The sequence below is a fragment of the Lelliottia amnigena genome (assembly GCF_019047465.1).
In the GTDB taxonomy this organism is placed as follows: Bacteria; Pseudomonadota; Gammaproteobacteria; order Enterobacterales; family Enterobacteriaceae; genus Enterobacter; species Enterobacter amnigenus.
The window spans coordinates 1,058,837-1,081,648 of sequence record NZ_CP077236.1 but is presented as its reverse complement, the minus strand read 5'-3'; the positions used below and the strand labels follow the sequence as shown (position 1 = coordinate 1,081,648).

The 22,812-nt window shown below is 50.7% G+C and carries 23 protein-coding genes, 1 tRNA gene and 2 pseudogenes; 7 read left to right on the top strand and 19 right to left on the bottom strand.

Translation table 11 applies throughout. The features are described from left to right. Nucleotide 1: 1 nt before the first annotated feature. The 8 genes and pseudogenes from mcrC to I6L74_RS05045 all read right to left on the bottom strand — a co-directional run bounded on the left by mcrC (nt 2) and on the right by I6L74_RS05045 (nt 8,404). Nucleotides 2-1,153 (bottom strand): 5-methylcytosine-specific restriction endonuclease system specificity protein McrC, encoded by a 1,152-nt coding sequence (mcrC, locus tag I6L74_RS05075; protein ID WP_059177454.1) that lies wholly within the window; start codon nt 1,151-1,153, stop codon nt 2-4. After that, entirely contained in the window at nt 1,150-3,105 is a 1,956-nt protein-coding gene (locus I6L74_RS05070) for an AAA family ATPase (RefSeq protein WP_059177455.1), read from the bottom strand. Before I6L74_RS05070 ends, mcrC begins: the two co-directional genes overlap by 4 nt. Nucleotides 3,106-3,183: 78 nt before the next feature. After that, nucleotides 3,184-3,315: pseudogene (locus I6L74_RS21365) on the bottom strand (hypothetical protein); the annotation flags it as partial. Nucleotides 3,316-3,778: 463 nt separating this feature from the next. Beyond that, a complete protein-coding gene (locus I6L74_RS05065) occupies nt 3,779-4,120 on the bottom strand; it encodes a ubiquitination-like system serine protease family protein (protein ID WP_072241721.1) in 342 nt (113 codons plus the stop codon). Further along, nucleotides 4,117-5,499: a ThiF family adenylyltransferase gene (locus I6L74_RS05060; RefSeq protein WP_059177456.1), complete on the bottom strand. Its 1,383-nt coding sequence runs from the start codon at nt 5,497-5,499 to the stop codon at nt 4,117-4,119. Before I6L74_RS05060 ends, I6L74_RS05065 begins: the two co-directional genes overlap by 4 nt. After that, on the bottom strand, nt 5,496-6,587 hold the full coding sequence (locus I6L74_RS05055) for a multiubiquitin domain-containing protein (protein WP_059177457.1): 1,092 nt from the start codon (nt 6,585-6,587) through the stop codon (nt 5,496-5,498). Before I6L74_RS05055 ends, I6L74_RS05060 begins: the two co-directional genes overlap by 4 nt. A gap of 136 nt (nt 6,588-6,723) precedes the next feature. Further along, nucleotides 6,724-7,272, bottom strand: a complete 549-nt coding sequence (locus I6L74_RS05050; protein ID WP_059177458.1) for a MarR family transcriptional regulator — start codon at nt 7,270-7,272, stop codon at nt 6,724-6,726. A gap of 4 nt (nt 7,273-7,276) precedes the next feature. Further along, the gene (locus tag I6L74_RS05045; protein WP_059177459.1) at nt 7,277-8,404 is read right to left on the bottom strand and encodes a hypothetical protein; all 1,128 of its coding nucleotides are present in this window, start codon (nt 8,402-8,404) and stop codon (nt 7,277-7,279) included. A gap of 148 nt (nt 8,405-8,552) precedes the next feature. On the opposite strand from I6L74_RS05045, the pseudogene I6L74_RS05040 reads away from it, so the two are divergent. The 5 genes and pseudogenes from I6L74_RS05040 to I6L74_RS05020 all read left to right on the top strand — a co-directional run. Next, a pseudogene (locus I6L74_RS05040) lies at nt 8,553-8,690 on the top strand (transposase); the annotation flags it as partial. A gap of 371 nt (nt 8,691-9,061) precedes the next feature. Continuing rightward, nucleotides 9,062-9,541 carry a RadC family protein gene (gene radC, locus I6L74_RS05035; protein ID WP_059177460.1) on the top strand — a complete coding sequence of 160 codons (480 nt, stop codon included), beginning with the start codon at nt 9,062-9,064 and terminating at the stop codon, nt 9,539-9,541. Between the two features lie 14 nt (nt 9,542-9,555). Beyond that, nucleotides 9,556-9,891, top strand: coding sequence for a type IV toxin-antitoxin system YeeU family antitoxin (locus tag I6L74_RS05030; protein WP_059177461.1), 336 nt, complete (start codon nt 9,556-9,558; stop codon nt 9,889-9,891). Between the two features lie 66 nt (nt 9,892-9,957). Then, nucleotides 9,958-10,278 (top strand): TA system toxin CbtA family protein, encoded by a 321-nt coding sequence (locus tag I6L74_RS05025; RefSeq protein WP_059177462.1) that lies wholly within the window; start codon nt 9,958-9,960, stop codon nt 10,276-10,278. A gap of 113 nt (nt 10,279-10,391) precedes the next feature. Then, entirely contained in the window at nt 10,392-11,225 is an 834-nt protein-coding gene (locus I6L74_RS05020) for a DUF4942 domain-containing protein (protein WP_059177463.1), read from the top strand. Nucleotides 11,226-11,327: 102 nt separating this feature from the next. On the opposite strand, the gene I6L74_RS05015 is transcribed toward I6L74_RS05020, so the two are convergent. Next, nucleotides 11,328-11,403: transfer RNA gene (locus I6L74_RS05015), tRNA-Ile, on the bottom strand. A gap of 125 nt (nt 11,404-11,528) precedes the next feature. Between I6L74_RS05015 and mug the strand changes: the two genes are divergently transcribed. After that, nucleotides 11,529-12,035 carry a G/U mismatch-specific DNA glycosylase gene (gene mug, locus I6L74_RS05010; protein WP_059177464.1) on the top strand — a complete coding sequence of 169 codons (507 nt, stop codon included), beginning with the start codon at nt 11,529-11,531 and terminating at the stop codon, nt 12,033-12,035. Between the two features lie 118 nt (nt 12,036-12,153). Here mug and rpoD read toward each other — a convergent pair whose 3' ends face one another. The 3 genes from rpoD to rpsU form a co-directional block, all read right to left on the bottom strand. Continuing rightward, the gene (gene rpoD, locus I6L74_RS05005) at nt 12,154-14,049 is read right to left on the bottom strand and encodes an RNA polymerase sigma factor RpoD (protein ID WP_072241722.1); all 1,896 of its coding nucleotides are present in this window, start codon (nt 14,047-14,049) and stop codon (nt 12,154-12,156) included. Nucleotides 14,050-14,214: 165 nt separating this feature from the next. Next, on the bottom strand, nt 14,215-15,960 hold the full coding sequence (dnaG, locus tag I6L74_RS05000) for a DNA primase (protein ID WP_059177465.1): 1,746 nt from the start codon (nt 15,958-15,960) through the stop codon (nt 14,215-14,217). Nucleotides 15,961-16,197: 237 nt separating this feature from the next. Continuing rightward, nucleotides 16,198-16,413: a 30S ribosomal protein S21 gene (gene rpsU / locus I6L74_RS04995; protein ID WP_001144069.1), complete on the bottom strand. Its 216-nt coding sequence runs from the start codon at nt 16,411-16,413 to the stop codon at nt 16,198-16,200. Between the two features lie 351 nt (nt 16,414-16,764). Between rpsU and tsaD the strand changes: the two genes are divergently transcribed. After that, nucleotides 16,765-17,778 (top strand): tRNA (adenosine(37)-N6)-threonylcarbamoyltransferase complex transferase subunit TsaD, encoded by a 1,014-nt coding sequence (gene tsaD / locus I6L74_RS04990; protein ID WP_059177466.1) that lies wholly within the window; start codon nt 16,765-16,767, stop codon nt 17,776-17,778. A gap of 40 nt (nt 17,779-17,818) precedes the next feature. Here tsaD and ureG read toward each other — a convergent pair whose 3' ends face one another. The 7 genes from ureG to I6L74_RS04955 are packed head-to-tail and all read right to left on the bottom strand — an operon-like array spanning nt 17,819 to nt 22,758. Further along, a complete protein-coding gene (gene ureG, locus I6L74_RS04985; protein WP_059177467.1) occupies nt 17,819-18,436 on the bottom strand; it encodes an urease accessory protein UreG in 618 nt (205 codons plus the stop codon). Between the two features lie 9 nt (nt 18,437-18,445). Further along, entirely contained in the window at nt 18,446-19,120 is a 675-nt protein-coding gene (locus I6L74_RS04980; RefSeq protein WP_059177468.1) for an urease accessory protein UreF, read from the bottom strand. A 7-nt stretch (nt 19,121-19,127) separates the two neighbouring features. Next, nucleotides 19,128-19,586 carry an urease accessory protein UreE gene (ureE, locus tag I6L74_RS04975; protein ID WP_059177469.1) on the bottom strand — a complete coding sequence of 153 codons (459 nt, stop codon included), beginning with the start codon at nt 19,584-19,586 and terminating at the stop codon, nt 19,128-19,130. A gap of 9 nt (nt 19,587-19,595) precedes the next feature. Continuing rightward, nucleotides 19,596-21,299 carry an urease subunit alpha gene (gene ureC / locus I6L74_RS04970; protein ID WP_059177470.1) on the bottom strand — a complete coding sequence of 568 codons (1,704 nt, stop codon included), beginning with the start codon at nt 21,297-21,299 and terminating at the stop codon, nt 19,596-19,598. Continuing rightward, the gene (locus I6L74_RS04965; RefSeq protein WP_059177471.1) at nt 21,292-21,612 is read right to left on the bottom strand and encodes an urease subunit beta; all 321 of its coding nucleotides are present in this window, start codon (nt 21,610-21,612) and stop codon (nt 21,292-21,294) included. Before I6L74_RS04965 ends, ureC begins: the two co-directional genes overlap by 8 nt. A gap of 8 nt (nt 21,613-21,620) precedes the next feature. Next, complete coding sequence (locus I6L74_RS04960; protein ID WP_015960451.1) at nt 21,621-21,923, bottom strand: urease subunit gamma; 303 nt, start codon at nt 21,921-21,923, stop codon at nt 21,621-21,623. Between the two features lie 10 nt (nt 21,924-21,933). Further along, on the bottom strand, nt 21,934-22,758 hold the full coding sequence (locus I6L74_RS04955; RefSeq protein WP_059177472.1) for an urease accessory protein UreD: 825 nt from the start codon (nt 22,756-22,758) through the stop codon (nt 21,934-21,936). Nucleotides 22,759-22,812: the final 54 nt, after the last annotated feature.

Genomic DNA, 22,812 nt, shown 5'->3' with positions numbered 1-22,812 from the left:
ATTAAATTGCAGCTACTGCTTTATGAAGTGGCAAGCCCTCAGCCGCGACTCCCGCGCAATCATGGGCTAATTCCAGTAATTGTTTTTTAATAGTTTTGGCATCTACAGCCATATCTACCGTAGCAAAATGGATCTTATGTCCCTGAGTGACAACATACTCATTGAGCATATAGCCAACGGCGGGATGAAGCAGAAGGCCAGCGGCATTGAGCGAAAGTGGGTCTGCCTTGCTTTCCTGTGTTCTAAGATAAGTATATAACTGATAAATATAACTATTGCGTAGCGATTGTTCTCGATGCCAGCCCTTTGTCAGGATCGCATTAAACTTGGTATCGATAATAATGCGTTGCTGGGCCATCTTGTGTTCAAGAATAATGTCTGACTTCATCGTCGGAAAAATATCTGCGCTGCCCGCACTTTGATCGCTCAATGCCCATTTCAGCTCTTTCCCGGCAAAGATCCGCCAGGTTGTTTTGGTGAGGTGTACACGATAAAAGCCCGCAATACCTTTTTCAAATAGCCTTCTCATCCAGTAAAGATTATCTGAGGGCGCGGGCAAAAGATGTTGCCCTTGATCTTCGGTCGGCATCAGCAGTTCAAAAGCTAATTGTGCGGCATCGACCATCGGTTTATCAGCGGCATCATGGCGTCCAAAACGCCGCACCGAGGGCAGTTCGCGGTTGTCAGGATACCCTCCGTTTATTCCCTCACGGCGAAGTGATAATGCCATAGCGTGGCAATCTGCTGCCAGCGACGGCTTCGCTATGATCGGAGTCAGACGTTCTAACGCGCAGCGAACATAGCGGTTTCGTGGGTTGTCGAGGGTCATGTCCTGAAAATGGCAGGCGACCCGACCCCGCTCCATCAACTGATGACTGGCCGTATACAGCACATCAATGCGTCCTCTCACCCGGTTCAGGGCCGCATGACGGGTTTGGTATCCCATGCTTAAATTGCGATGACGGCGCAGCGCAATCTCATGTAGCAAGATTGTCGCCACCAAGTCGGGTATTTCTGCCGGGTTATCTTCAACCTCAATATGACTGCGTCCCAACTGGCGAAACAGATCTGAAGCGTACAGCATCAGCAGCCAAAGATTTCGCACGGGAATGCGTGACGCTTTATGTTGCTCACTCCCGGAGATTGTCGTCATTCTGCTAATAACACTTTTCTAGCTTCGTCGACTTTGTTCGGGGCATCAAACCAGTATTCGGCTAGCAAAGGGCAGATCTCTGTATCGACGACCTGTTCATACCAGGTCTGAGCTTCGTTGATTTGCTGGCCGGTGGCTGGGGTGACGTAGCTGTGACCGATACAAAACTGCGGCCCTAAGGTGACATCTTTTGCCAGCATCTCGTTTAGCGCCGTCAGTCGAGATTCGATGATGGCTAACAGGTCTAAATCAATTGCGAACTTATGATTTACCCAGTTTTTCCACGCGTCATTAAACGCTGGCTTTAAATCGATAAATGCAAAACGGCGACGCAGTGCCAGGTCGAGTAGTGCCAGGGAGCGGTCTGCAATATTCATCGTGCCGATGATATACAGATTCTCAGGTATGTAGATTTTTTCATCAGCATTTTCACTGTAGGAGAGCGCCAGCGCCTCGGTCGGTGTGCGTTTATCGGCTTCCATCAACGTGAGTGTTTCACCGAATATTTGCGCAGGATTGCCACGGTTAATCTCTTCAATAATCACCACATATTTCGCGGCAGGATTATTGATCGCAGTTTTGATTGCATTCACAAAAGGTCCATCGATTAGCGTTAATCGCCCCTCTTTTCCTGGACGCCAGCCACGAATAAAGTCTTCGTAAGAGAGGTTCGGGTGAAATTGCACCGCGCTAATACGCTCAGGCGCTTGTTCTCCCATTAAGCAGTACGCCAGGCGGCGCGCCAGCCAGGTTTTCCCTGTTCCTGGTGGCCCTTGTAGGATCAGGTTTTTCTTGTCGATCAGGCGCTGAAGTATGAGTTGGATCTTCGCTTTTTCCAGGAAACAGCCCTCCTGAATCAGATGACTGATGGCGTAAGGCGCGTGAGTGAGTTTTGGTGGCGGCGCACTCTCTTCAACTGTTTCCTCTGTTATCGTCTGGGATTCGTTTTTTTCAAAATTCAGGTATTCATAATTTCCGCGCTCAAGGAATTTTAACTCATCATCATCGCGTAATTTCTGCAGATAAAAGGAGATTGAGCTTGTAACCGTTTTGCTCTCAGGACGTTCTGCCTTGAATACGTCCAAGTAGTTTTCTTTCAACTCCGAAGCAGTGAAATAAGGGCTCTCTTTTTTCAGGCATAACGCCTTAATTTTATTCAGTAGAGAGGCTTTCCACGTTCGATTTTCCACTTCTTCTTTAGACTGGCTAAGATCGGTATGCCACGCTGACAGGGAGAGTTCCGGGAAGGAATGAACCGGATAGTTGGGTTGGGTAAAGGCCTTGTTAAGCGCCTGCATAATGCTCAGGTAGCTTTGCCCACTGCAGCGACCTTTTACTCCGTTTTTAAGGATCTCAATGTTTAACACTTTCTGGATGTAATACTGCGACTGGCTATCTAAAGTGGGGTAGAACCAGGGACGGGCCCAGTACAGCCCCATGGTCAGATTCCAGCCGACATTCCTCACTGCAGAAGCGATGTCATATGCGGAAGTGAAGTCTGCGGAGTTGGTATTCTCGTTATCCGCAAACGTCATTGCCTGTGAGAACATCTCCCACAAGCGTTCAATGTCATCAGGATCGCGCGATTTTTCATAACCAAAGAACCAGGATTTTTGGTTATTCAGCAGCGGGATGCCGGCAAATGAGTCAGGAACCGGTTCGTTCACGCCCAACAAATTCGCCAGCCTGGCGGCAATAATTTTGCGATTGGTGTCGGTTAGGTTGCGATTGAACAAGCCCATGGTAGTAAACGGACAAATGTCTTTTAAAGGAAAGGCCTCACCCTTGGTGGGTTTGTCCTGCAGATGGGACATTCCGTCGACATCTGCGGCAATCAGGTGAATGCCTTTGGCTAATTCGTCTCTCCGGTTCCGCCAGGTCAGTAACGCGCTGGCAAAAGCCTCATAAAAACGAGCCCATGCAAATTTGACGTCATGTTCTGTTGTGTCCACGGATACTCCCTTATGCTTGTTGGGCATTGATAACTTATCTGTGTGAATTTTAATATATTATTATCAGTCTCGGGAAACTTAAACTACCTGATACAGCGATCGACATGCAGTTTTCAAGAGGTCATAGTCCACCAGCTCAACCCGATTCCCGTCCGGATCTGCAATCACCGCTTCATAAAACCCATCCCCGGTCATGTGCGGTGGGCTTAGAGCGGTCGGAGAGAAGCAAAACATGAATGGTACGCTGTCTACCACCAATCCCGAAAAAGGTCGTGCATGACCGTTTTTGGCACGCAGCAGATAGGCTGGGTGGTCATCAGGTCTGATATGAGCGATGAACGGAAGTTCGCAGTTGTTTTCACATCTGATGAATGCATTACGTAAATCGTGGTGTATTAGTCAATGGAGTGCAGGTCACGCTTACTATTTATTTTACAAAGAGAAAAGCTCGCTGAGCTGGTTCGGCTAATTGCAAACATGACAAAAGAAGAACAAACAGAACTGATTACTTAATTAAAAAGTAATCAGTCATAGTGTGCGATAGGTAAATAAAAATTAGAAACACTGGTAGCTACAAAATAATATATCACTTCATTGGGTTTTATGAAATTTAAAAAATGTAAGTTTTTAGGTTAATAACGCCAATTAGTTGGCAATGTAATATTTATCAAAATTAAGCCCAGTATATGCGACCATTTTTCAGCCAAAAATGTGATTCACATCCTGTATTCAGCCAGACCGAAGGATACAGGGAAGGCCTGTTATTTTTATCAACAATGTAACTCCAGTGTGGTGTGGCATCTTTAATAAGTAATAGTTCAATAACAGAACCACACCCACAGGGGCATCTGAAACCGACACTCCAATCCTCATCTCCATCTTTCGTTAAAATGACTGTCCGCCGCGGTATTTTTGCCGGTAACATATCGCCCTCTATAATGAGTAGCTGTCTTGCAGGAAGCCATGGTTCTGCGCCACGTATTAGTGCAGATAAGAGAGTTTTCATAAAGCTCATTTTGTGGCCCTCAGTTCAGGAAAGCCAAGCAGAGGTTCTCGGCATGCTTCTGCAAGATGGGCATTACTTCTTTTAACAAATGAATCCTCCTTATAATAGTCCTCATCTGCTCCCGCAAGGCTGAAACGAGTCCGGGCAAAGTAAGCGTTAGGGTCTTCACGAAACGGGAAGCATCTGGCAATAAACTCTGAAACGCATGCTGACGCAGCCCGCATGTTGAGAGTAATAACTGACGGTGCTTCTTCCTGAATCCCTGTTATGTAACCTTGAGCCTGTTGCTCTTGATAAAGCGCTGGTTGTGTTTTCGAGAGCATCTCCTGATGAAGCAGGGCTGATGTGTATACTTCACGATCGAAAAGTGTTGTCCCTCCAGGCTTCACATAGTCAATTCTCCCGCTAACATCAGTGATCTTTCTGCCATCTTCCGGTTCAATATGAGTTGGTATTTTGACCCCGACATCTAGAAGTGGGATAAGGAATGCCGAGGAAATGAGATCTGCAACCATTCGCCCTTGGTAACTGTCCACACAGCAAAAAATAACGTCTGCGTCAGCAACCATCAATACAGCCTCTCTGGAAAATACAGACTTATGGATTGGGACAGCAACATCTTCTCCACGAATCTTGGCTACTGCGCAGGCAAACATATCAACCTTTGATTTATTGAGCGAAGCATCTGCCAAAGTTGAATTCAGGATCCTGTTCAGGTTCTTTTCTTCGATATGGTCATCATCGACGAGTAAAATTTTGCCAAATCCCAACCGTGTTATCTGTTCAGCGACAATTGAACCGGTACCGGAGACCCCAATAATCGCTGCGGTGAGATGGTTAAAGCAGGCGGTCATACCTGAAGTAAACGCTATAACTTTATTTTGCGTAACTTTTTCATCAGCTCGCCAGAGACAAATGTTATCGCCTGGTACACTAACAAGATCTACGTTTCGCGCGTGTATCCCTTCAGGATAGATGCGAGCCCGTAGCCGACCATCAGGTACCATGATAGCTGAGCCATGGATCGCTGTGACGCCCTGATAAAGAGAGGGAATTGTCATAGCATCACTTTCATCATCTTGCAGCGAAAAATCCAGGAGTCCACCCGGATGTGAGTGGACAAGTAGAATGGACATTGAAGCTGCTTCTGCAGCATCAATCGCGCTTTCAAGGTACAGCCCTGGCCAGGATATAAAATCATTTTGGCGTGATTTACATTCATCATAGGGCACCGTAATGACGTCTTTAGCGAGCAGCTTCAGGCGATTTCCTTCATAACGATTACAGAGCAAAATTGCCGCAGCCTCCATACCATCACCCGGAAAGAGATGATTCTTAAGTTGTTGATGAAGATGCTCTGGTAAGACTAGATTAGTATATTTGTTCACTGGTCTACCTCCTGAAGCAAACAACCATTAGCCATTGCCAGTTGAGAAATTACTGTATCAGTTGCTGGATCCCAAGGGCGATGGCGGGACCATCCCTGGAATGTATTCTGATCAACTACCGCCGTGATATGTGTTGCTGGAATCTCTAAACCATTTGTCAGCTTAAGCGGTGGAAAAACGTAGAACATATCCAGCATGCTAATTGGGTAGCCTTCAGGGATGAGCAAGGCTAGCTGGATACTCTTTTGGTTGTACCCTTCAGGCAAAAGGTAATCATTAATAACGAGCCAGCGTGATTGATTGCTAAAACATGTTTCCCAGCGGTACTCCATATCATTAAGGTATTTTTCATCAGTCTCCAGAAGGCCAAAATCGTAACGGAGAGTGGTTGTAGCTTCTCCGTTTTCAACATTGCGTGGAGTCAAACGCAGTTTTTCAATGCCAGGGGTGGTTAGGTCAAGATGATCATCAATGGTTTTCTCTACCTTTGGCTGTCCTTGAACCTTGAAAAAAATAAACCAGGCTTGATCAGGATTCAGACCTGCTTTTACAACTGCATCCCTGACACTGATCACTGGGGTGTTAAAAACATACTCCTTGCCTTGGACATTGAGCTTCCAGATCGGATCTCGGCTAATAAAACGCTCAATGCCTTCTTGTTCAAGGGATACAAACTGGTGGTCCTGAATCTCTGCATCAGCAGCATCTTCTTTTTCAAGCAGAAGCCTTTTTCCTTCAGCCACATCGCCAAGCTTACGAATAGTATGCCCTGTGATCTGATTACATGGCCACTCCAGGCGTTCGCCATCAACGGTGAAAAAGTAGACCCGGTCCGATTCAACAACGATAAATTTATTATTCTCAGCACCAGAGCGGGCAAGTTCGCCAGGACTTATGCTTTCAAGCGCACCATTTGCCAGGATCTGCAGGATCACGGGAAGTTGATCCGGTTTGAAACCCGCTACTGCTGAGATTTGGTTGCCTGTGAGTGTGTTGTCATCAACGATGAACTGTTTGAAATGCAGGTTTTTATCAGCAATTTCAATTGTTTTACATTCCTTACTGCTTTGGGTATTGGAGGTAATCATGATTTCAGTCTCGTAGGTTATCCATTGATATCATTTCTGGTGAAGTTAACTAGATTTACCAGATAGCGCAAGTTGGCAAGCCAACAAGTAGGAAGATAACTCTAGGTTCTGATTAACGCAAGCAGATTTATCAGATTTATTTTATTGGAACGTAGACAAACTCATGTCCACCGGACTCTGCAACTTCCTTCTTGCCAAGGATAAGCCCTTGACGGTAAAGTTTTTTGAGCTTGCCGCTGGCATTTTGAGTAGATATATCAAATTCTGATGCCACCATGCTTGTAGTCGTGAATTCATTTTTCATGATGAAATCAATGAGCTGCATTGTCCCCTCAGTCAGGGCTGGGCCAATAATTTTATAACTGTTGTCATAAACAAAAATTGGTTGGTCCTTTGCTGTAGCGGCATATGACCAGTTATCAAGCAGGTCTTTAGACATGACCCGAGTGAGATAAAACCCTTTGTCTTCTCTTAGTAACTTTGCCAGTGAAATGACACTTTCTCTTGGGAAGGAGGCATCTGTGGCTTCAATTCCTTCAAGTGATATGCCGAAGACATTCTCCTGAGGATTATCGTCCACTATCTGTTGTAGCTTACCGAAGACCTTTCTTCCCATTTCGTTACCGAATGCAAAAGAATCCCCGACAAGATCTATGAGCTTGATGATGAGAGATTTCTGTTTCATCTGATTAAATTAATCCGATATCTTCTGAAGTGTCAATAAAGAAATCGAAACAAATATGAGTACCGCTTATCAAACTCAGATCATTCCTGACCTCTGATGATAGGAGATTCCCATCTTTGTACCTTTGCTCAATGCTGAAAGTTGTTTGTCTGATGATGAGTAGCGCTTCGTTTTTGGATGCTTGTTTTCGGGAACTCTCAAAACCTAAACCTCTACCACCCTTAGGACCATGGCGACTGATTCTACCGTTAGAGAAAACGTGCTTAACGAGTTCTACATCCGAATGTGGTGATCCGACAGGGAACTGAGCATCTAAATCAGGATAATTTTCTTTGAGCGTTGCGCGCAGCGTTGCCACAAGTCCAACCCCACTATCTGAAATGACGGTTTGGATGTGCTTTCTTTGGCCATTGTAACTCTGCAAAGCTGCAAACCCGGGAATACGACTATCGCTATGTTCTTTCACATTGTGAATGAATTCGCTAAAGACCGTCATTATGATCTGAAAGTAATCTTTCGAAGCTGCAGTAACGAATCGTTTTCCCAATCTTTGTATCAGTTGGCCGATTTCAGCGTCTGTTGAATTAAGCTCAATAGCACCAAATTCAACAAGGCTATGGCTGTTATCTTGGTATTTCACCGCTGCAGAACTACCGGGCTCTGGCCTGGATGGAAGGACTGTTATGTCCTGATGTAGCAGATCAAAAAAACCAGAACGGTTAAGAAAAGAGCTTGTTTTTTTACTTTTCGATAAATCTATGGTGACCGCGATGTTTTTGGACGAAAGCTGGTTAAGTAAAGATAGCATCCTGGCAATAGCCACCATCATCAGTGAGCAATCTTTGGGAAAAGTAATGATCGCCGATTTATAGGTACCATCAAAAGGATTGCCACGTTCGCTGAGTGCGTCTTCAAAGTGATCTTGGGTCATCCAAGATACAGGAGCAAAAGAAAGTTCAAATTCTCTGTTTTTTGACTGATACCACTTGAAGTCGTCGGTTTGTTGAAATAGATGTTTATTTCGACTCAGAAAGGAGTTGACCTTTTTTTTGTCAATATCAAGATGCTTGGCAATTTCACGTCCTGTCAGACCTGGGATAGTTTTGAGTAGCTTATCGATTGCACTGAACATTCTTATATTTTTTCCTGTCAATCCTCAGCGGAGGTCTTACCCATCATTCTAAATATTTCTTTCCGATTTCGCTATAGTTACAGCCCCATCGCGATTCACTCACATACTTGCTTGACGATCCGCTATTTAGGTCCGGTATGACACCACCATGCAGTCCTCACAAGATCGCCCGCAACACTATTCCGATATGGCCATTACCACCATACTGCCGCTTAAGAGCGTGTTTCACCTCACGTTGCGGGTTGTTCAGGGCTTTGTTGAATTAATAAATTTTTGGCTGATTGGGTCAACCGGGTGAGGTACTTTTTTTATTTGGCCGCCTAAGCAAATACGTTAACTTCCGCTTCTGGCACCCTGCAGACGATCATATCCGAGAAGTATTTGAACGAAAAAATTTCATAATAGGTCTCGGAACAAATCCATTTTTCTAAATAATTACAGATAGATATTATCCCTATGCATTCTCCCGCATCCTCACTGGATTGCGAGATTTTTTATTTTTAACACTCTGATTGGGTATGAACCACTGGTTCATTACTGGCTTCGTATCCTCATACATTTCGCACAGGTATTGCCATCTGCCTGCTCGAATACACCCATTACGTCTCCGTACCGAATCCAGTGCCATCCTTACAACCATTGATTAGGAGTTTTGCCATGGAGAAACAACTGACCTTGTTTACGCCAGAACTACCGTTGACCTCACTGCGTACCATCAAACGCGCCCTGAGTCTGCTTGACCAGCACCTGCGCGAACCGGGTGTGGCATTCACCTCCACACAGACCGCACGCGACTGGCTCAGGCTGAAGATGGGCACCCTTGAGCGGGAAGAATTTGTCGTGCTGTACCTCAATAACCAGAACCAGCTGCTTGCCCATGAAACACTGTTCACCGGCACTATCAGTCACACTGAAGTCCATCCCCGCGAGGTGGTGAAACGCGCCCTGTACTTTAACGCGGCAGCAGTGATATTTGCCCATAACCACCCATCCGGGGAGGTTGCGCCGAGCCAGGCAGACAAAGCCATCACCCAGCGTCTGGTACAGGCGCTGATGCTGGTGGAAATCCGGGTGCCAGACCATCTGATTGTCGGCGGCAGGCAGATATTCTCTTTCGCCGAACATGGTCTTCTTTAAACAGGAATAAAATTATGAATAAAGACGTTACACAAACCTGGGGTCTTAAACGAGAGATCACACCGTGTTTTGGAGCACGGCTGGTGCAGGAAGGCCATCGTCTGCATTTTCTGGCGGACTGGGCAGGATTCACCGGTATGTTCAGTGAGGTACAGGCCCTACAACTGGATGAAGCCTTCCCTCATTTTGTCGCACATCTGGAGCTGATGCTGCTCTCCTGTGAACTGAATCCCCGGTACGCGCACTGCGTCACGCTGTACCGTAACGGGTTGACCTGTGAAGCCGATACGCTGGGTAGTCATGGGTTTGTATATATCGCAATTTATCCCTCAAAACAGGTTAAAGACTGATTTTTAGCTTTATCCCTGCATCGTAATTCTTCAAACCTTTTCCTCCTTTATTAAGAGACTCAACTCATGCAAACCTCAACTGTACCGGTCACGGTGCCGGTTTTGTCACGCCTGTCGCCCGTGCAGGTCTGGCAGCAACTGTTAACGTACCTGTTAGAACACCATTACGGTCTGACACTTAACGACACGCCATTCCATGATGACGCGGCCATCCAGGAGCATATCGAAGCGGGAATAACATTGGCTGATGCGGTGAATTTCCTGGTGGAACGTTATGAGCTGGTGCGCACCGACCGCAAAGGATTTACCTGGCAGGAGCAGACGCCATTCCTGACCGCTACCGATATTCTCAGAGCAAGGCGAGCTACCGGATTAATAAACACGTAAATTCTTCGAGCCTCATTCCTGATTTTTACCTCTGTACTTTCCACCCTTTTTATTCATCGCATAATGCGCCTGCCAATTCCGGCAGGCGTGTTTGCTTTTACGGACAATTAACGATGCAAACAGAATCCGATGTATTAACGGAACACAATGAGCTTATCTGTTCCACCAGCATTGAACGTATTGTTACAGGCCGCAATGCTGCGCTGGTACAGATTGAATCCCTCATCCGGCAACTTGATGACATCTCGACACTGACCCGCAGTCTTGGTGGTGGGATGGCAAAAGACTGGGGCATGCGACAAGACTTTCGATCGGGTTGCTGGTTAATGGAGAGAATGGCAACGGCCATGGACGTCATTACCCGCAATCTTGATCGCAGTATATGGCGAGATTTGATGAAAAAATCAGGAATGCTCAGCCTGATGGATGCCCAGGCCAGGGAGCAGTGGGACAGAAATCTTGAGGGCGATAATATTCCAGCCATCAGCGAAGCCAATATCCTCAGTACTTTTGAGCAGCTACATCTGAACAAAATGGACGTCTTCGAACGTGGCGTAATCAATGTCTTCAAAGGGCTGTCGTGGGATTACAAAACCAATAGTCCCTGCAGCTTTGGTAAAAAGATCATCGTCAACAATCTGGTGACGCATAGCCGCTGGGGATTTAGTCTGAACTGGGGTTGGCGTCGGGATCAACTAGCGGATCTGGAGCGAATGCTATTTCTGCTGGATGGTAAACCGATACCCGACAATCGTGGCGATGTTACTACTCGATTGATGGAGCATATTCGGGACAACCCTTCGAAGGATGTTTACGAAGATGATTTCTTCAGTTTCCGTTACTTTCAGAAAGGAACCGCGCACATCACTTTTAAGCGGTACGATCTGACAGAAAAGATGAATGATATTGTGGCGAAGCACTACCCGGGGATGCTGGCAGCGAGATGAAGAGGGCAGGGAGGTAATTCCTTACCTGACCCATTACCTGACCCGATTCGTATAAAATGAAAAAGGAGTCAGACGATTTCTCATCTAACTCCTTGTTTTATTTGGTGGCCCCTGCTGGACTTGAACCAGCGACCAAGCGATTATGAGTCGCCTGCTCTAACCACTGAGCTAAGGGGCCGTGGCGGTGAATTATAAAGTAACTCAGCCGCGCAATCCAGCCATTCACACCTGCCTGCTGTTTTTATAAACAATGCATAATCAATCCTTTATACTAACTACCTGATGTATTGATCGGAGAATGGGATGATCAACGATATTCTTGCGCCCGGGCTACGGGTGGTGTTCTGCGGGATCAACCCGGGTAAGTCATCGGCGCACACGGGTTTTCACTTTGCCCATCCTGGGAATCGCTTCTGGAAGGTGATTCATCAGGCCGGATTTACCGACAGGCTTCTGAAGCCAGAAGAGGAGCAGCATCTGCTGGATACCCGCTGCGGTATTACTATGCTGGTCGAGCGACCCACGGTACAGGCGAATGAGGTGAATCTGCACGAATTGCGCAGCGGCGGCAGGGAATTGGTCAAAAAGATTGAGGACTATCAGCCTGCAGCGCTGGCGATCCTCGGTAAGCAGGCGTATGAGCAGGCGTTTAGTCAGCGCGGGGCGCAATGGGGCAAGCAGAGTATCACGATCGGCATGACCCAGGTGTGGGTGCTGCCCAATCCGAGCGGGCTCAACAGAGCGACGCTGGATAAACTGGTGGAAGCCTATCGGGAACTGGATGAAGCACTGGTGGTGCGGGGAAGATAATGCAGTTCTGGCCGTTCGCTCATCTTCACGTTCTTTTAAGAGAATAAATCCACGGGTTTGGCTCTGTACAGGCATAAAAAAAGCTCCCCGTAGGGAGCTTTTTTGAGTTCCGGGGCGATTAATCGTCCAGGAAGCTACGTAAAACTTCAGAGCGGCTTGGGTGGCGCAGTTTGCGCAGTGCCTTCGCTTCGATCTGACGAATACGTTCGCGCGTTACGTCGAACTGTTTACCCACTTCTTCCAGCGTGTGGTCGGTATTCATGTCGATACCGAAACGCATACGCAGGACTTTCGCTTCACGTGCGGTCAGGCCAGCCAGAACGTCGTGAGTGGCAGCACGCAGGCTCTCGGTGGTGGCAGAGTCCAGCGGCAGCTCGAGGGTGGTATCCTCAATGAAATCACCCAGATGCGAATCTTCATCATCGCCGATTGGCGTTTCCATGGAGATTGGCTCTTTCGCGATTTTCAGCACTTTACGGATCTTGTCTTCCGGCATCAACATGCGTTCAGCCAGTTCTTCCGGCGTTGGCTCGCGGCCCATCTCTTGCAACATCTGGCGAGAAATACGGTTGAGTTTGTTAATTGTCTCAATCATATGCACCGGAATACGGATGGTGCGCGCCTGATCCGCGATAGAGCGGGTAATCGCCTGACGAATCCACCATGTTGCGTAGGTGGAGAACTTATAACCACGACGGTATTCAAACTTATCTACCGCTTTCATCAGACCGATGTTGCCTTCCTGAATCAGATCCAGGAACTGCAGACCGCGGTTGGTGTATTTCTTGGCGATAGAAATAACCAGACGCAAGTTTGCCTCAACCATCTCTTTCTTCGCACGACGGGCTTTCGCTTCGCCGATAGACATACGACGGTTGATGTCTTTCACCTGCTCGATGGTCAGGCCGGTCTCTTCTTCAATCTGACGCAGTTTCTGCAAGCCGCGCTGAACGTCATCAGAGACGTCGTGCAGCTTTTCAGACCACGGTTTGTTCATGGCGATAGCGGCGTTGAACCAGGTTTCGCTGGTTTCGTTGCCGGTGAACAGTGTGATGAAGTTTTTCTTCGGCATTTTGCACTGTTCAACGCACAGTTTCATGATGATGCGTTCCTGGGTACGCACGCGATCCATCATGACGCGCATGCTGTTGACCAGGTAATCAAACTGCTTAGGCACCAGGCGGAACTGCTTGAACACGTCAGACAGCTTCTGGATCTCTTCCTTCGCAGCGGCGTGACTACGGCCTTTCGCTTTGATGGTGTCGCGGGCCAGTTCGTACTGCGTACGCAGTTCGCCAAACTTCTCGCGAGCCAGCTCAGGATCGATGCTGTTGTCGTCTTCTTCTTCTTCGTCTTCTTCGTCTTCTTCCTCGTTCTCTTCGCGCTCTTCTTTAGTGAGCTCAGAGCCAACGTGAGTAGCAGTCGGAGCGACTTCTTCTTCAGCGTTAGGATCGACGAAACCGGTGATGATGTCGGAAAGACGCGCCTCTTCAGCCTCTACGCGATCGTACTGTTCCAGCAGATAGGTGATCGCTTCCGGGTACTCGGCAACAGAACACTGAACCTGATTGATCCCGTCTTCGATGCGTTTCGCGATGTCGATTTCGCCTTCACGGGTCAGCAGCTCAACGGTACCCATTTCGCGCATGTACATGCGCACCGGGTCAGTGGTACGACCGATTTCAGATTCAACGCTGGACAGAACCTGTGCAGCGGCTTCTTCAGCGTCTTCATCGGTGTTGTTGGAGTTTTCAGCCAGCAACAGATCATCGGCATCGGGTGCTTCTTCCATCACCTGAATACCCATGTCATTGATCATTTGGATGATGTCTTCGATTTGATCTGAATCGACGATATCTTCCGGCAGATGGTCATTGACCTCGGCATAGGTCAGATAGCCTTGCTCCTTACCGCGTTGGACAAGAAGTTTCAGCTGTGACTGCGGGTTTTGCTCCATAAGACGGTATCCACACTTATTTCGTTTATTTGGTGTCGGCGGTGCTGCTACCAACATTTAAAGCGAGGGCGTACTTATATTTGTGCCGCTGCCTCTCAGTGCGGCTGCCGGGGGCTTCCCGATCGATATTCGGCATTTAAGCCGTTAAATTCTTTTATCTTTCAAGTTGTCTCTGCGTTCGCTTGCTGACTTAATGCAACTCGAATGATGTTGTCTTTCAGTTTATTTCTTGGCCAGTTCCTGGTTTAACATCCAGAGTTCCCGGCGTTCTTCGCTGCTTAAACCGTGTGTGCGCTCGCGAGCGATTAACTCTTCCTGGCGCAGCTCAAGCATCGAATCAAACATATGGTTCAGCGAGTCGGTGAACGTTTTTTCTGCAATATCCTTATCTGCTATATCGTCCCACATCGACAGTTTTTCAAGGGTTGCGGACTCTTTTGTGCCGCGATAATGCTCTAAAAGCTGTCCGGTGGTCAGTCCTGGCTGTGACAAACAGGTGTTAACCAGTTCTGAAAATAAACCGAGCCCGGGCAACTTCTCATGATTCAATCCGACCAGCGACGGCACTTGCGGTGCCAATTCCGGGTTTTGAACCAGTAACCCTATCAGTATACGCATGGTTGTGCGTTTTAGCTGTGGAGCGGGGCGAACCGCGCCGTTTTCAGACAGTTTCGGCATTAAACGTTCAAGCTGGCTGTCATCCAGAATGCCAAGCTTGTTGCCGAGTTCCTGTCGCAAATAGATACGTAGCGTTTCGCCTGGAACCTGAGTAATCAACGGCAGCGCCAGCGTACTGAGCTGCGCACGGCCATCTGGCGTGCTCAAATCTACCTGCGGCATCAGGCTGTTAAACAAAAACGTGGAGAGCGGCTGAGCCAGCTCCATCCGCGCTTCGAACGCCTCTTTGCCTTCTTTACGCACCAGCGTATCGGGATCTTCACCGTCGGGCAGGAACATAAAGCGTAACTGACGCCCATCGGTCATATAAGGCAGTGCCGTTTCCAGGGCGCGCCAGGCGGCTTCGCGTCCGGCACGGTCTCCGTCGTAACAACAGATAACGTTATTCGTCGCTCTGAACAGCAGCTGAATGTGGTCGGCAGTGGTGGACGTTCCCAACGACGCGACCGCGTAGTTGATATCGAACTGTGCCAGTGCAACCACGTCCATATAGCCTTCGACCACCAGTAAACGCCGGGGTTCAGCATTATCCTGTTGGGCTTCATAAAGGCCATAAAGCTGGCGACCTTTGTGGAAAATATCGGTTTCCGGGGAGTTGAGGTATTTCGGCAGGGCATCGCCCAGCACGCGTCCACCAAACCCAATCACCCGGCCTCGCTTATCGCGAATGGGGAACATCACCCGCTCGCGGAAGCGGTCGTAGCTTCGTCCCTGGTCGTTGGTGACCAGCATGCCCGCATCGATCAACGATTTACGATCTTCGCTATTGCCGCCAAAACGCTTTAACACGTTGTCCCAGCCGGGAGGGGCGTAACCAATAGCGAAACGCGCAATAACGTCGTCGCTTAATCCGCGCTGGTTCAAATATTGACGCGCAGGCTCAGCGGCAGATTGCTTCAAAGACTGTTGGTAAAAAGAATTCAGGCCTTCCATCAACTGATACAGCGTTTGCCGTTGATGGCGCTCTATCTGTGTTGGACCGCTGCCCGCTTCATAAGGCACTTCAAGGTTATGCATTGCGGCCAGTTCTTCGACGGTTTCTACGAACTCAAGTTTGTCGTAGTTCATCAAAAAATCGACGGCGTTACCGTGTGCGCCACAGCCGAAGCAGTGGTAAAACTGTTTTTCACCATTTACGGTGAAAGAGGGGGTTTTTTCGTTATGGAACGGACAGCACGCGTGGTAGTTCTTGCCCTGTTTTTTTAGCTTTACCCGCGCGTCGATGAGATCGACGATGTCGGTTCTGGCCAACAGGTCATTGATGAAAACGCGTGGAATTCGTCCAGCCATAAGCCCCGTTTTTTACACGTCATCCTTCAAACTGTCTCTGCGTCGGCTACGTGCGTTCACCCCTGTCACTTACTTGTGTAAGCGCCCGAGATTTACACATTTGCCACCTTGATACAGTGCGAATAATTTTGCGTAAATGCAGATTCATAAACGAAAATAAGCCGCGCATTCCTTTCGGAAGCACGGCCTTACGACTACAACTCGGTCTGTCAATTGAGGGCGCAAACCCCCAACAGATTAGTACAGACGAGTACGGCGTGCGTTTTCGCGAGCCAGTTTCTTCGCGTGACGTTTCACAGCAGAAGCTTTAGCGCGTTTACGTTCGGTAGTCGGTTTTTCATAGAACTCACGACGACGAACTTCCGCCAGAACACCTGCTTTCTCGCATGAACGCTTGAAGCGACGCAGTGCTACGTCGAACGGCTCGTTTTCACGTACTTTAATTACCGGCATGTAACTCTCACCTTTAATAAATTCGGTTTGCCGCTGGCATCAACGCCAGCTTATTTCAAAATGGTGCGGAATTTTACTGCAATTGCTGCTGCTTTGTAAAGCACCGGCGCGATTTTGAAAGGGACTTTTATAAGGAAAGGGAGTATACACGACCGATCTTCCTGGGGCGAACAAAGTTTTACCCCTTTTGCCAGTCAAACGACAGGCCCGTTTGCTTGCCTTTCTCACCCCATTGACCTCGTTGTTCCTGCGCTACCGGGGATCCGCAGTGTCGGCGCTGCACTCCTGAGGGTATACATCACCTCGCAATCGACCTAAACTGCGCGGTATTGAAAAGAGGTAAAATTAGCCATGCGTGTACTGGGTATTGAAACATCCTGCGATGAAACCGGCATCGCCATTTACGACGACGAAAAAGGCCTGTTAGCCAACCAACTGTATAGTCAGGTGAAATTGCACGCTGATTACGGCGGAGTGGTGCCTGAACTGGCTTCTCGTGACCATGTGCGTAAAACGGTTCCGCTGATTCAGGCGGCGTTAAAAGAGTCGGGGTTAACCGCGAAAGATATCGATGCAGTCGCCTACACCGCAGGCCCTGGCCTGGTGGGTGCACTTTTGGTGGGCGCGACGATTGGACGCTCGCTGGCGTTTGCGTGGGATGTGCCTGCCATTCCGGTTCACCACATGGAAGGGCACCTTCTGGCACCGATGCTCGAAGACAATCCTCCGGAATTCCCGTTTGTGGCGCTGCTGGTGTCTGGCGGTCATACCCAGCTTATCAGCGTGACGGGTATTGGCGAGTATGAACTGCTGGGCGAGTCCATCGATGATGCCGCCGGTGAAGCATTCGACAAAACCGCCAAACTGCTCGGCCTGGATTATCCTGGCGGCCCGATGCTCTCTAAACTGGCGTCGCAGGGTGTCGAAAAACGCTTTGTCTTTCCGCGTCCGATGACCGATCGTCCAGGGCTGGATTTCAGCTTCTCCGGTCTGAAAACCTTTGCTGCGAACACGATCCGCAATAACGAAAACGACGATCAGACCCGCGCTGATATCGCTCGCGCTTTTGAAGATGCCGTCGTGGATACGTTGATGATCAAGTGCAAACGCGCGCTGGATCAGACCGGCTTTAAGCGTCTGGTGATGGCGGGTGGCGTCAGCGCTAACCGCACGTTGCGGACCCGGCTGGCGGAGATGATGCAAAAACGTCGCGGTGAAGTGTTTTACGCGCGTCCGGAGTTTTGTACCGATAACGGTGCCATGATCGCCTATGCGGGTATGGTGCGCGTGAAAGGCGGTGCGACGGCCGATTTGAGCGTGTCAGTGCGTCCGCGCTGGCCGCTGGCGGAGCTGCCAGCAGCGTAACGGTTTTGCCCGGCGGCAATCCTGCTGGCCGGGCGATTCATTACACCTTCAACATTCCTTTGTCTTCCAAAAATCCAATAATCTTACTCAGACCGTCGCCAACTTTCAGATTGGTAAACGTCCACGGGCGTTCGCCGCGCATCCGGTTCGTATCCCGTTCCATGACCTCCAGCGATGCGCCCACGTAAGGTGCCAGATCGGTTTTGTTGATCACCAGAAAATCGGATTTCGTGATCCCCGGCCCGCCTTTACGCGGGATCTTTTCGCCTTCCGCCACGTCGATGACGTAAATCGTCAGATCCGCCAGCTCCGGGCTAAACGTTGCGCTTAAGTTATCACCGCCGCTTTCGACAAAAATCAGATCCAAATTGCCGAACTTTTCGCTGAGCGCTTCGACGGCGGCGAGATTCATCGACGCATCTTCGCGAATCGCGGTATGCGGACAGCCTCCCGTTTCCACTCCGACGATCCGATCCGGCTCCAGCGCGCCCGCTTCGGTCAGGATGCGCTGATCCTCTTTGGTGTAAATATCGTTGGTCACCACCGCCAGCTGGTATTGGTCACGCATTGCTTTGCACAGCGCTTCCAGAAGTGCGGTTTTGCCCGAACCCACCGGGCCGCCCACGCCAACGCGCAGGGGATGTTTATATTCAGCCATTGTGAAACCTCATGATCGGAATAACCGTGAATATTGTGTTTCGTGACGTGCCGACGCAATGGCTGAAAGCGGCGTTGCTGCGCCCAGCTCCTCATCGCCGCGTCGCCACGCGTGTTCAAGCCCAGCGGCAAAATGGTCGCTCAGCTCTATGATCAACTGCTGCGCAGCCTGTTGCCCGAATGGCACCAGTTTGACGCCCGCCATCACCGCGCTTTCGATCCAGCTATAGCCCAGGCTCAGCGCCAGTTCGTGTGCGTTTATTTCCCAGCGCACGCCCAGCCACGCCAAACCACACAGCTGACTTTGCGCAAACAGCGGCAGCCATTCTTGCGGGCAGTCGGGTTCCCAGCTTTTAATCAGTCGGGTAAACGCGGCACCGCGGTTGCGTTCTTCTTCGCGCAGCTCGCGCGTTTCGCGACAGGCCAGCAGATACGCAGTCCAGCGTTTGGCGCTCACCGCGTCGTTCTGCTCACAGGCGCGATACAGGCGGATGAACAGCGGCAAATCGACGCAGAAAAAACTCTGTTCCATCTGCTGGATCTGCCAGCGCTTAAACTCAGCATTGGTCGTAATCCAGCCCGCTTCTACCGCCCATTCCAGCCCCTGTGACCAGGTGAACGACCCCACCGGCAAACTGCTGCTGGAAAGCTGCATCAGGCGCAACTGCTGGCGGTTGTGTTCCATTTGGTTCCTAATGCGAATGCGCGTGAGAATGGCTGTGGGCGTCGCTGGTATAGGCTCCGGCTTCCGGTTCAAACGGCAGATGCGCGAAAGTGACGTCGAGATCAAACTGACGCAGCATATCGTCAAGGACGTGATCGTGGTGATAGCGCAGCTCGCCGGGCAGGATTTGTAGCGGCACGTGACGGTTGCCGAGGTGATAACAGGCGCGGGCGAGGAGATAAGGATCGGCACAGCGCACGACGGACACGGATTCTTGTGCGGCGATCACTTCGATAATCTCGCTACCGTCATCCGTGGAGAGTAAATCCCCCCCGCGTAACAGCAGACCGCGCGGCAGCATCAGACCCGCTTCGCGGCCATCATTCAGTTCCACTTTGGCGCGGCTTTTCACCCGGATATCAATCGGTAGCGTGACGCTGGCGGTCACAGTGTGCGCATGGTCAAGGCGTTGGGTTAAGGTGATCATCGTTGCTCCTCAGAACAGAAAATAACGTTGCGCCATCGGCAAAACGTCTGCCGGCTCGCTGGTAATGAGTTCGCCGTCGATACGCACCTCGTAGGTTTGCGCGTCAACGGTGATATTCGGTTGCAGACCGTTGTGGATCATGTCGGCTTTTTTCACCGTGCGGCAGCCTTTCACGACCGCAATCGCGCTTTGCAGATTGAGCTGTTGCGGGATGCGGTTGGCGTCCGCGGCTTGTGAAATAAACGTCAGGCGCGTGGCATGACGTGCCGCGCCCAGCGAGCCAAACATCGGGCGATAATGCACGGGCTGCGGCGTAGGTATGGACGCGTTGATATCGCCCATCGGCGCACAGGCAATCATCCCGCCTTTCACAATCGAAGCGGGCTTCACGCCAAAGAAGGCGGGTGACCAGACCACCAGATCCGCCAGTTTTCCCGCCTCAATGGAGCCGACCTCATGGGCGATGCCGTGCGTCAGCGCTGGATTGATGGTGTATTTCGCGACGTAACGCTTCACGCGGAAGTTGTCGTTATCGCCGGATTCTTCGGCCAGCGCACCGCGTTGCACCTTCATCCGATGCGCGACCTGCCAGGTGCGGATAATCACTTCCCCGACGCGCCCCATGGCTTGTGAATCCGATGATGTAAGCGAGAATGCGCCGATATCGTGCAGGACATCTTCTGCGGCGATGGTTTCTCGGCGAATGCGTGATTCCGCGAATGCCACGTCTTCGGCGATATCGGGATCGAGGTGATGGCAGACCATCAGCATGTCCAGATGCTCGTCGATGGTATTTACCGTGTACGGCAGCGTGGGATTGGTGGAGGAGGGCAAAATATTGGGGTGCGCGCAGGCAGTGATAATATCGGGGGCATGACCGCCGCCCGCGCCTTCGGTATGAAACGTATGAATGGTGCGACCGTCAATGGCGGCCAGCGTGTCCTCGACAAAACCCGCCTCGTTCAGCGTGTCGCTGTGCAGCGCCACCTGAATGTCCATCTCCTCGGCAACGCTTAACGAGCAGTTGATCGTCGCAGGCGTGGACCCCCAGTCCTCGTGAATTTTAAGGCCAATTGCTCCTGCTGCGATTTGCTCGCGTAGCGCGTCAGGATTCGAGCCGTTGCCTTTGCCGAGCAGACCTATATTGACGGGCAGCGTATCCGCCGCCTGGAGCATACGCGCGATATACCACGGCCCTGGCGTGCAGGTGGTGGCATTCGTGCCGGCCGCCGGGCCTGTTCCACCGCCAATCATGGTGGTGACACCGGAAACCAGCGCTTCTTCCGCCTGCTGCGGGCAGATCCAGTGGATGTGCGTGTCGATCCCGCCTGCGGTGACGATCTTGCCTTCGGCGGCGATCACTTCGGTCGCGGCACCAATCGGGATTGTCACGCCGGGCTGAATATCGGGATTACCGGCTTTGCCCACGGCAAAGATCCTGCCGTCTTTGACGCCGATATCCGCCTTCACGATCCCCCAGTGATCGACGATCAGTGCGTTGGTCAGCACCAGATCCACACAGTCCTGCGCCGTCATTTGCCCCTGGCCCATGCCGTCACGGATCACTTTTCCGCCGCCGAACTTCACTTCTTCACCGTAGATCGTGAGATCGTTTTCGACCTCAATCCACAGGTCTGTATCGGCCAGGCGTACTTTGTCGCCCGTCGTTGGACCGAACATGTCGGCATACGCCTGGCGTGAAATCTCAGCCATTTTTTATCTCCAGACCGCCCATCACGTCGCCGCGAAAACCGAAAATGCGTTGTGCGCCAGCGACCAACACCAGCGTTACTTCACGTTTTTGCCCCGGCTCAAAGCGCACGGCGGTACCGGCAGGAATATTGAGGCGATAGCCTTTTGTGGCTTCGCGATCAAATTTCAGCGCGGGATTGACCTCGTAAAAATGGTAATGGGACCCCACCTGGATCGGTCGGTCGCCATGATTCTCGACGATCGTACTTTGGGTTTCACGCCCCGCGTTGATGGCGATCTGCCCGGGTTTGATCTGATATTCGCCTGGGATCATGTCTCCCCCTATACGATCGGATTGTGAACGGTGACGAGCTTTGATCCATCCGGAAACGTGGCTTCCACCTGAATATCCGGGATCATTTCCGGCACGCCTTCCATCACCTGCGCGCGCGTCAGCACATGACGACCGGCTTCCATGAGTTCCGCCACGGTTTGTCCGTCGCGGGCCCCTTCCATAATGAAGGCACTGATCAGCGCGACCGATTCCGGGTAATTGAGCGTGACGCCTCGGGCCAGGCGACGTTCCGCGACCAGCGCGGCGGTAAACAGCAACAGCTTGTCTTTTTCTCTTGGGGTCAGTTCCATAAGGGTTCTCTCAGGTCTGCCAGATTCGGGGCGAGTGGGGCGCTTTGGCGATGACGTGCGGGCGAAGACATTGCCAGATTTCGCGCATCGCCCGCTGGCAAATCAGGTTGTCGTGCGAAAGAAAGCGCACCGACAGCAGGCCATCGGTGAGTGTCGCGCCCGCAAAATTATCCAGCGTGACGAGTTTTTCCCGCACGCTTTCCAGCAATGCCTCGCTGGCCGGATAGCACAGTAGCGTGCCGATCCACGGCTGACTGGACACGGGCGCGAGATCGCCATCGGCAAGATGCTGGCGCTCAATTAACAGTGGTTCATCGTCCAGCCATACCTCCAGCCGGCTTTCAATGGTGCCGTGGCTAAAGGTTTCATTAATCACCGGGCGGCCCAGACAGAACAGCTCCCAGGCCAGCAGCGTGCTGGAGTGATGCAGGTGAAACACAGATTGCAAAGCGGCGTTGGCACCGGGAAAAAAGATCGTGTCCTGCGGCAGCCATTCCAGCGTGGCGTTCTCTTCTATAAAGAAGTGCTGATTCAGACGTGCCTGCGGACCGCTGCTACGATAGAACTTGCTGGCACCGGGCATGGTGATAAGCGCATGGCTGTTTGGTTCAAGCTGTACGGAAATGTTGAGTTCATCGCCACCGACAATGCCGCCCGGAGGATGCAACAGGTACAAGTGGCAGGTCTCTTCTTCGGGATAAAATGGGCGTTGAACGGTGAGCGGGCCGACGTGTCGCGCCGAGTGCAGAACCGTTTTTTCAGGGGTGTGACAAAACTGCAACGCGAGCGAAGCCTGCCAGCCGTGGGTGTGCTTTTTTGCTGGTGTGCCCTGCAAGATTTCGCCCCTGTGTACGCATTCCCGAATGGTTCGAGTATGGATCAGCCGTTG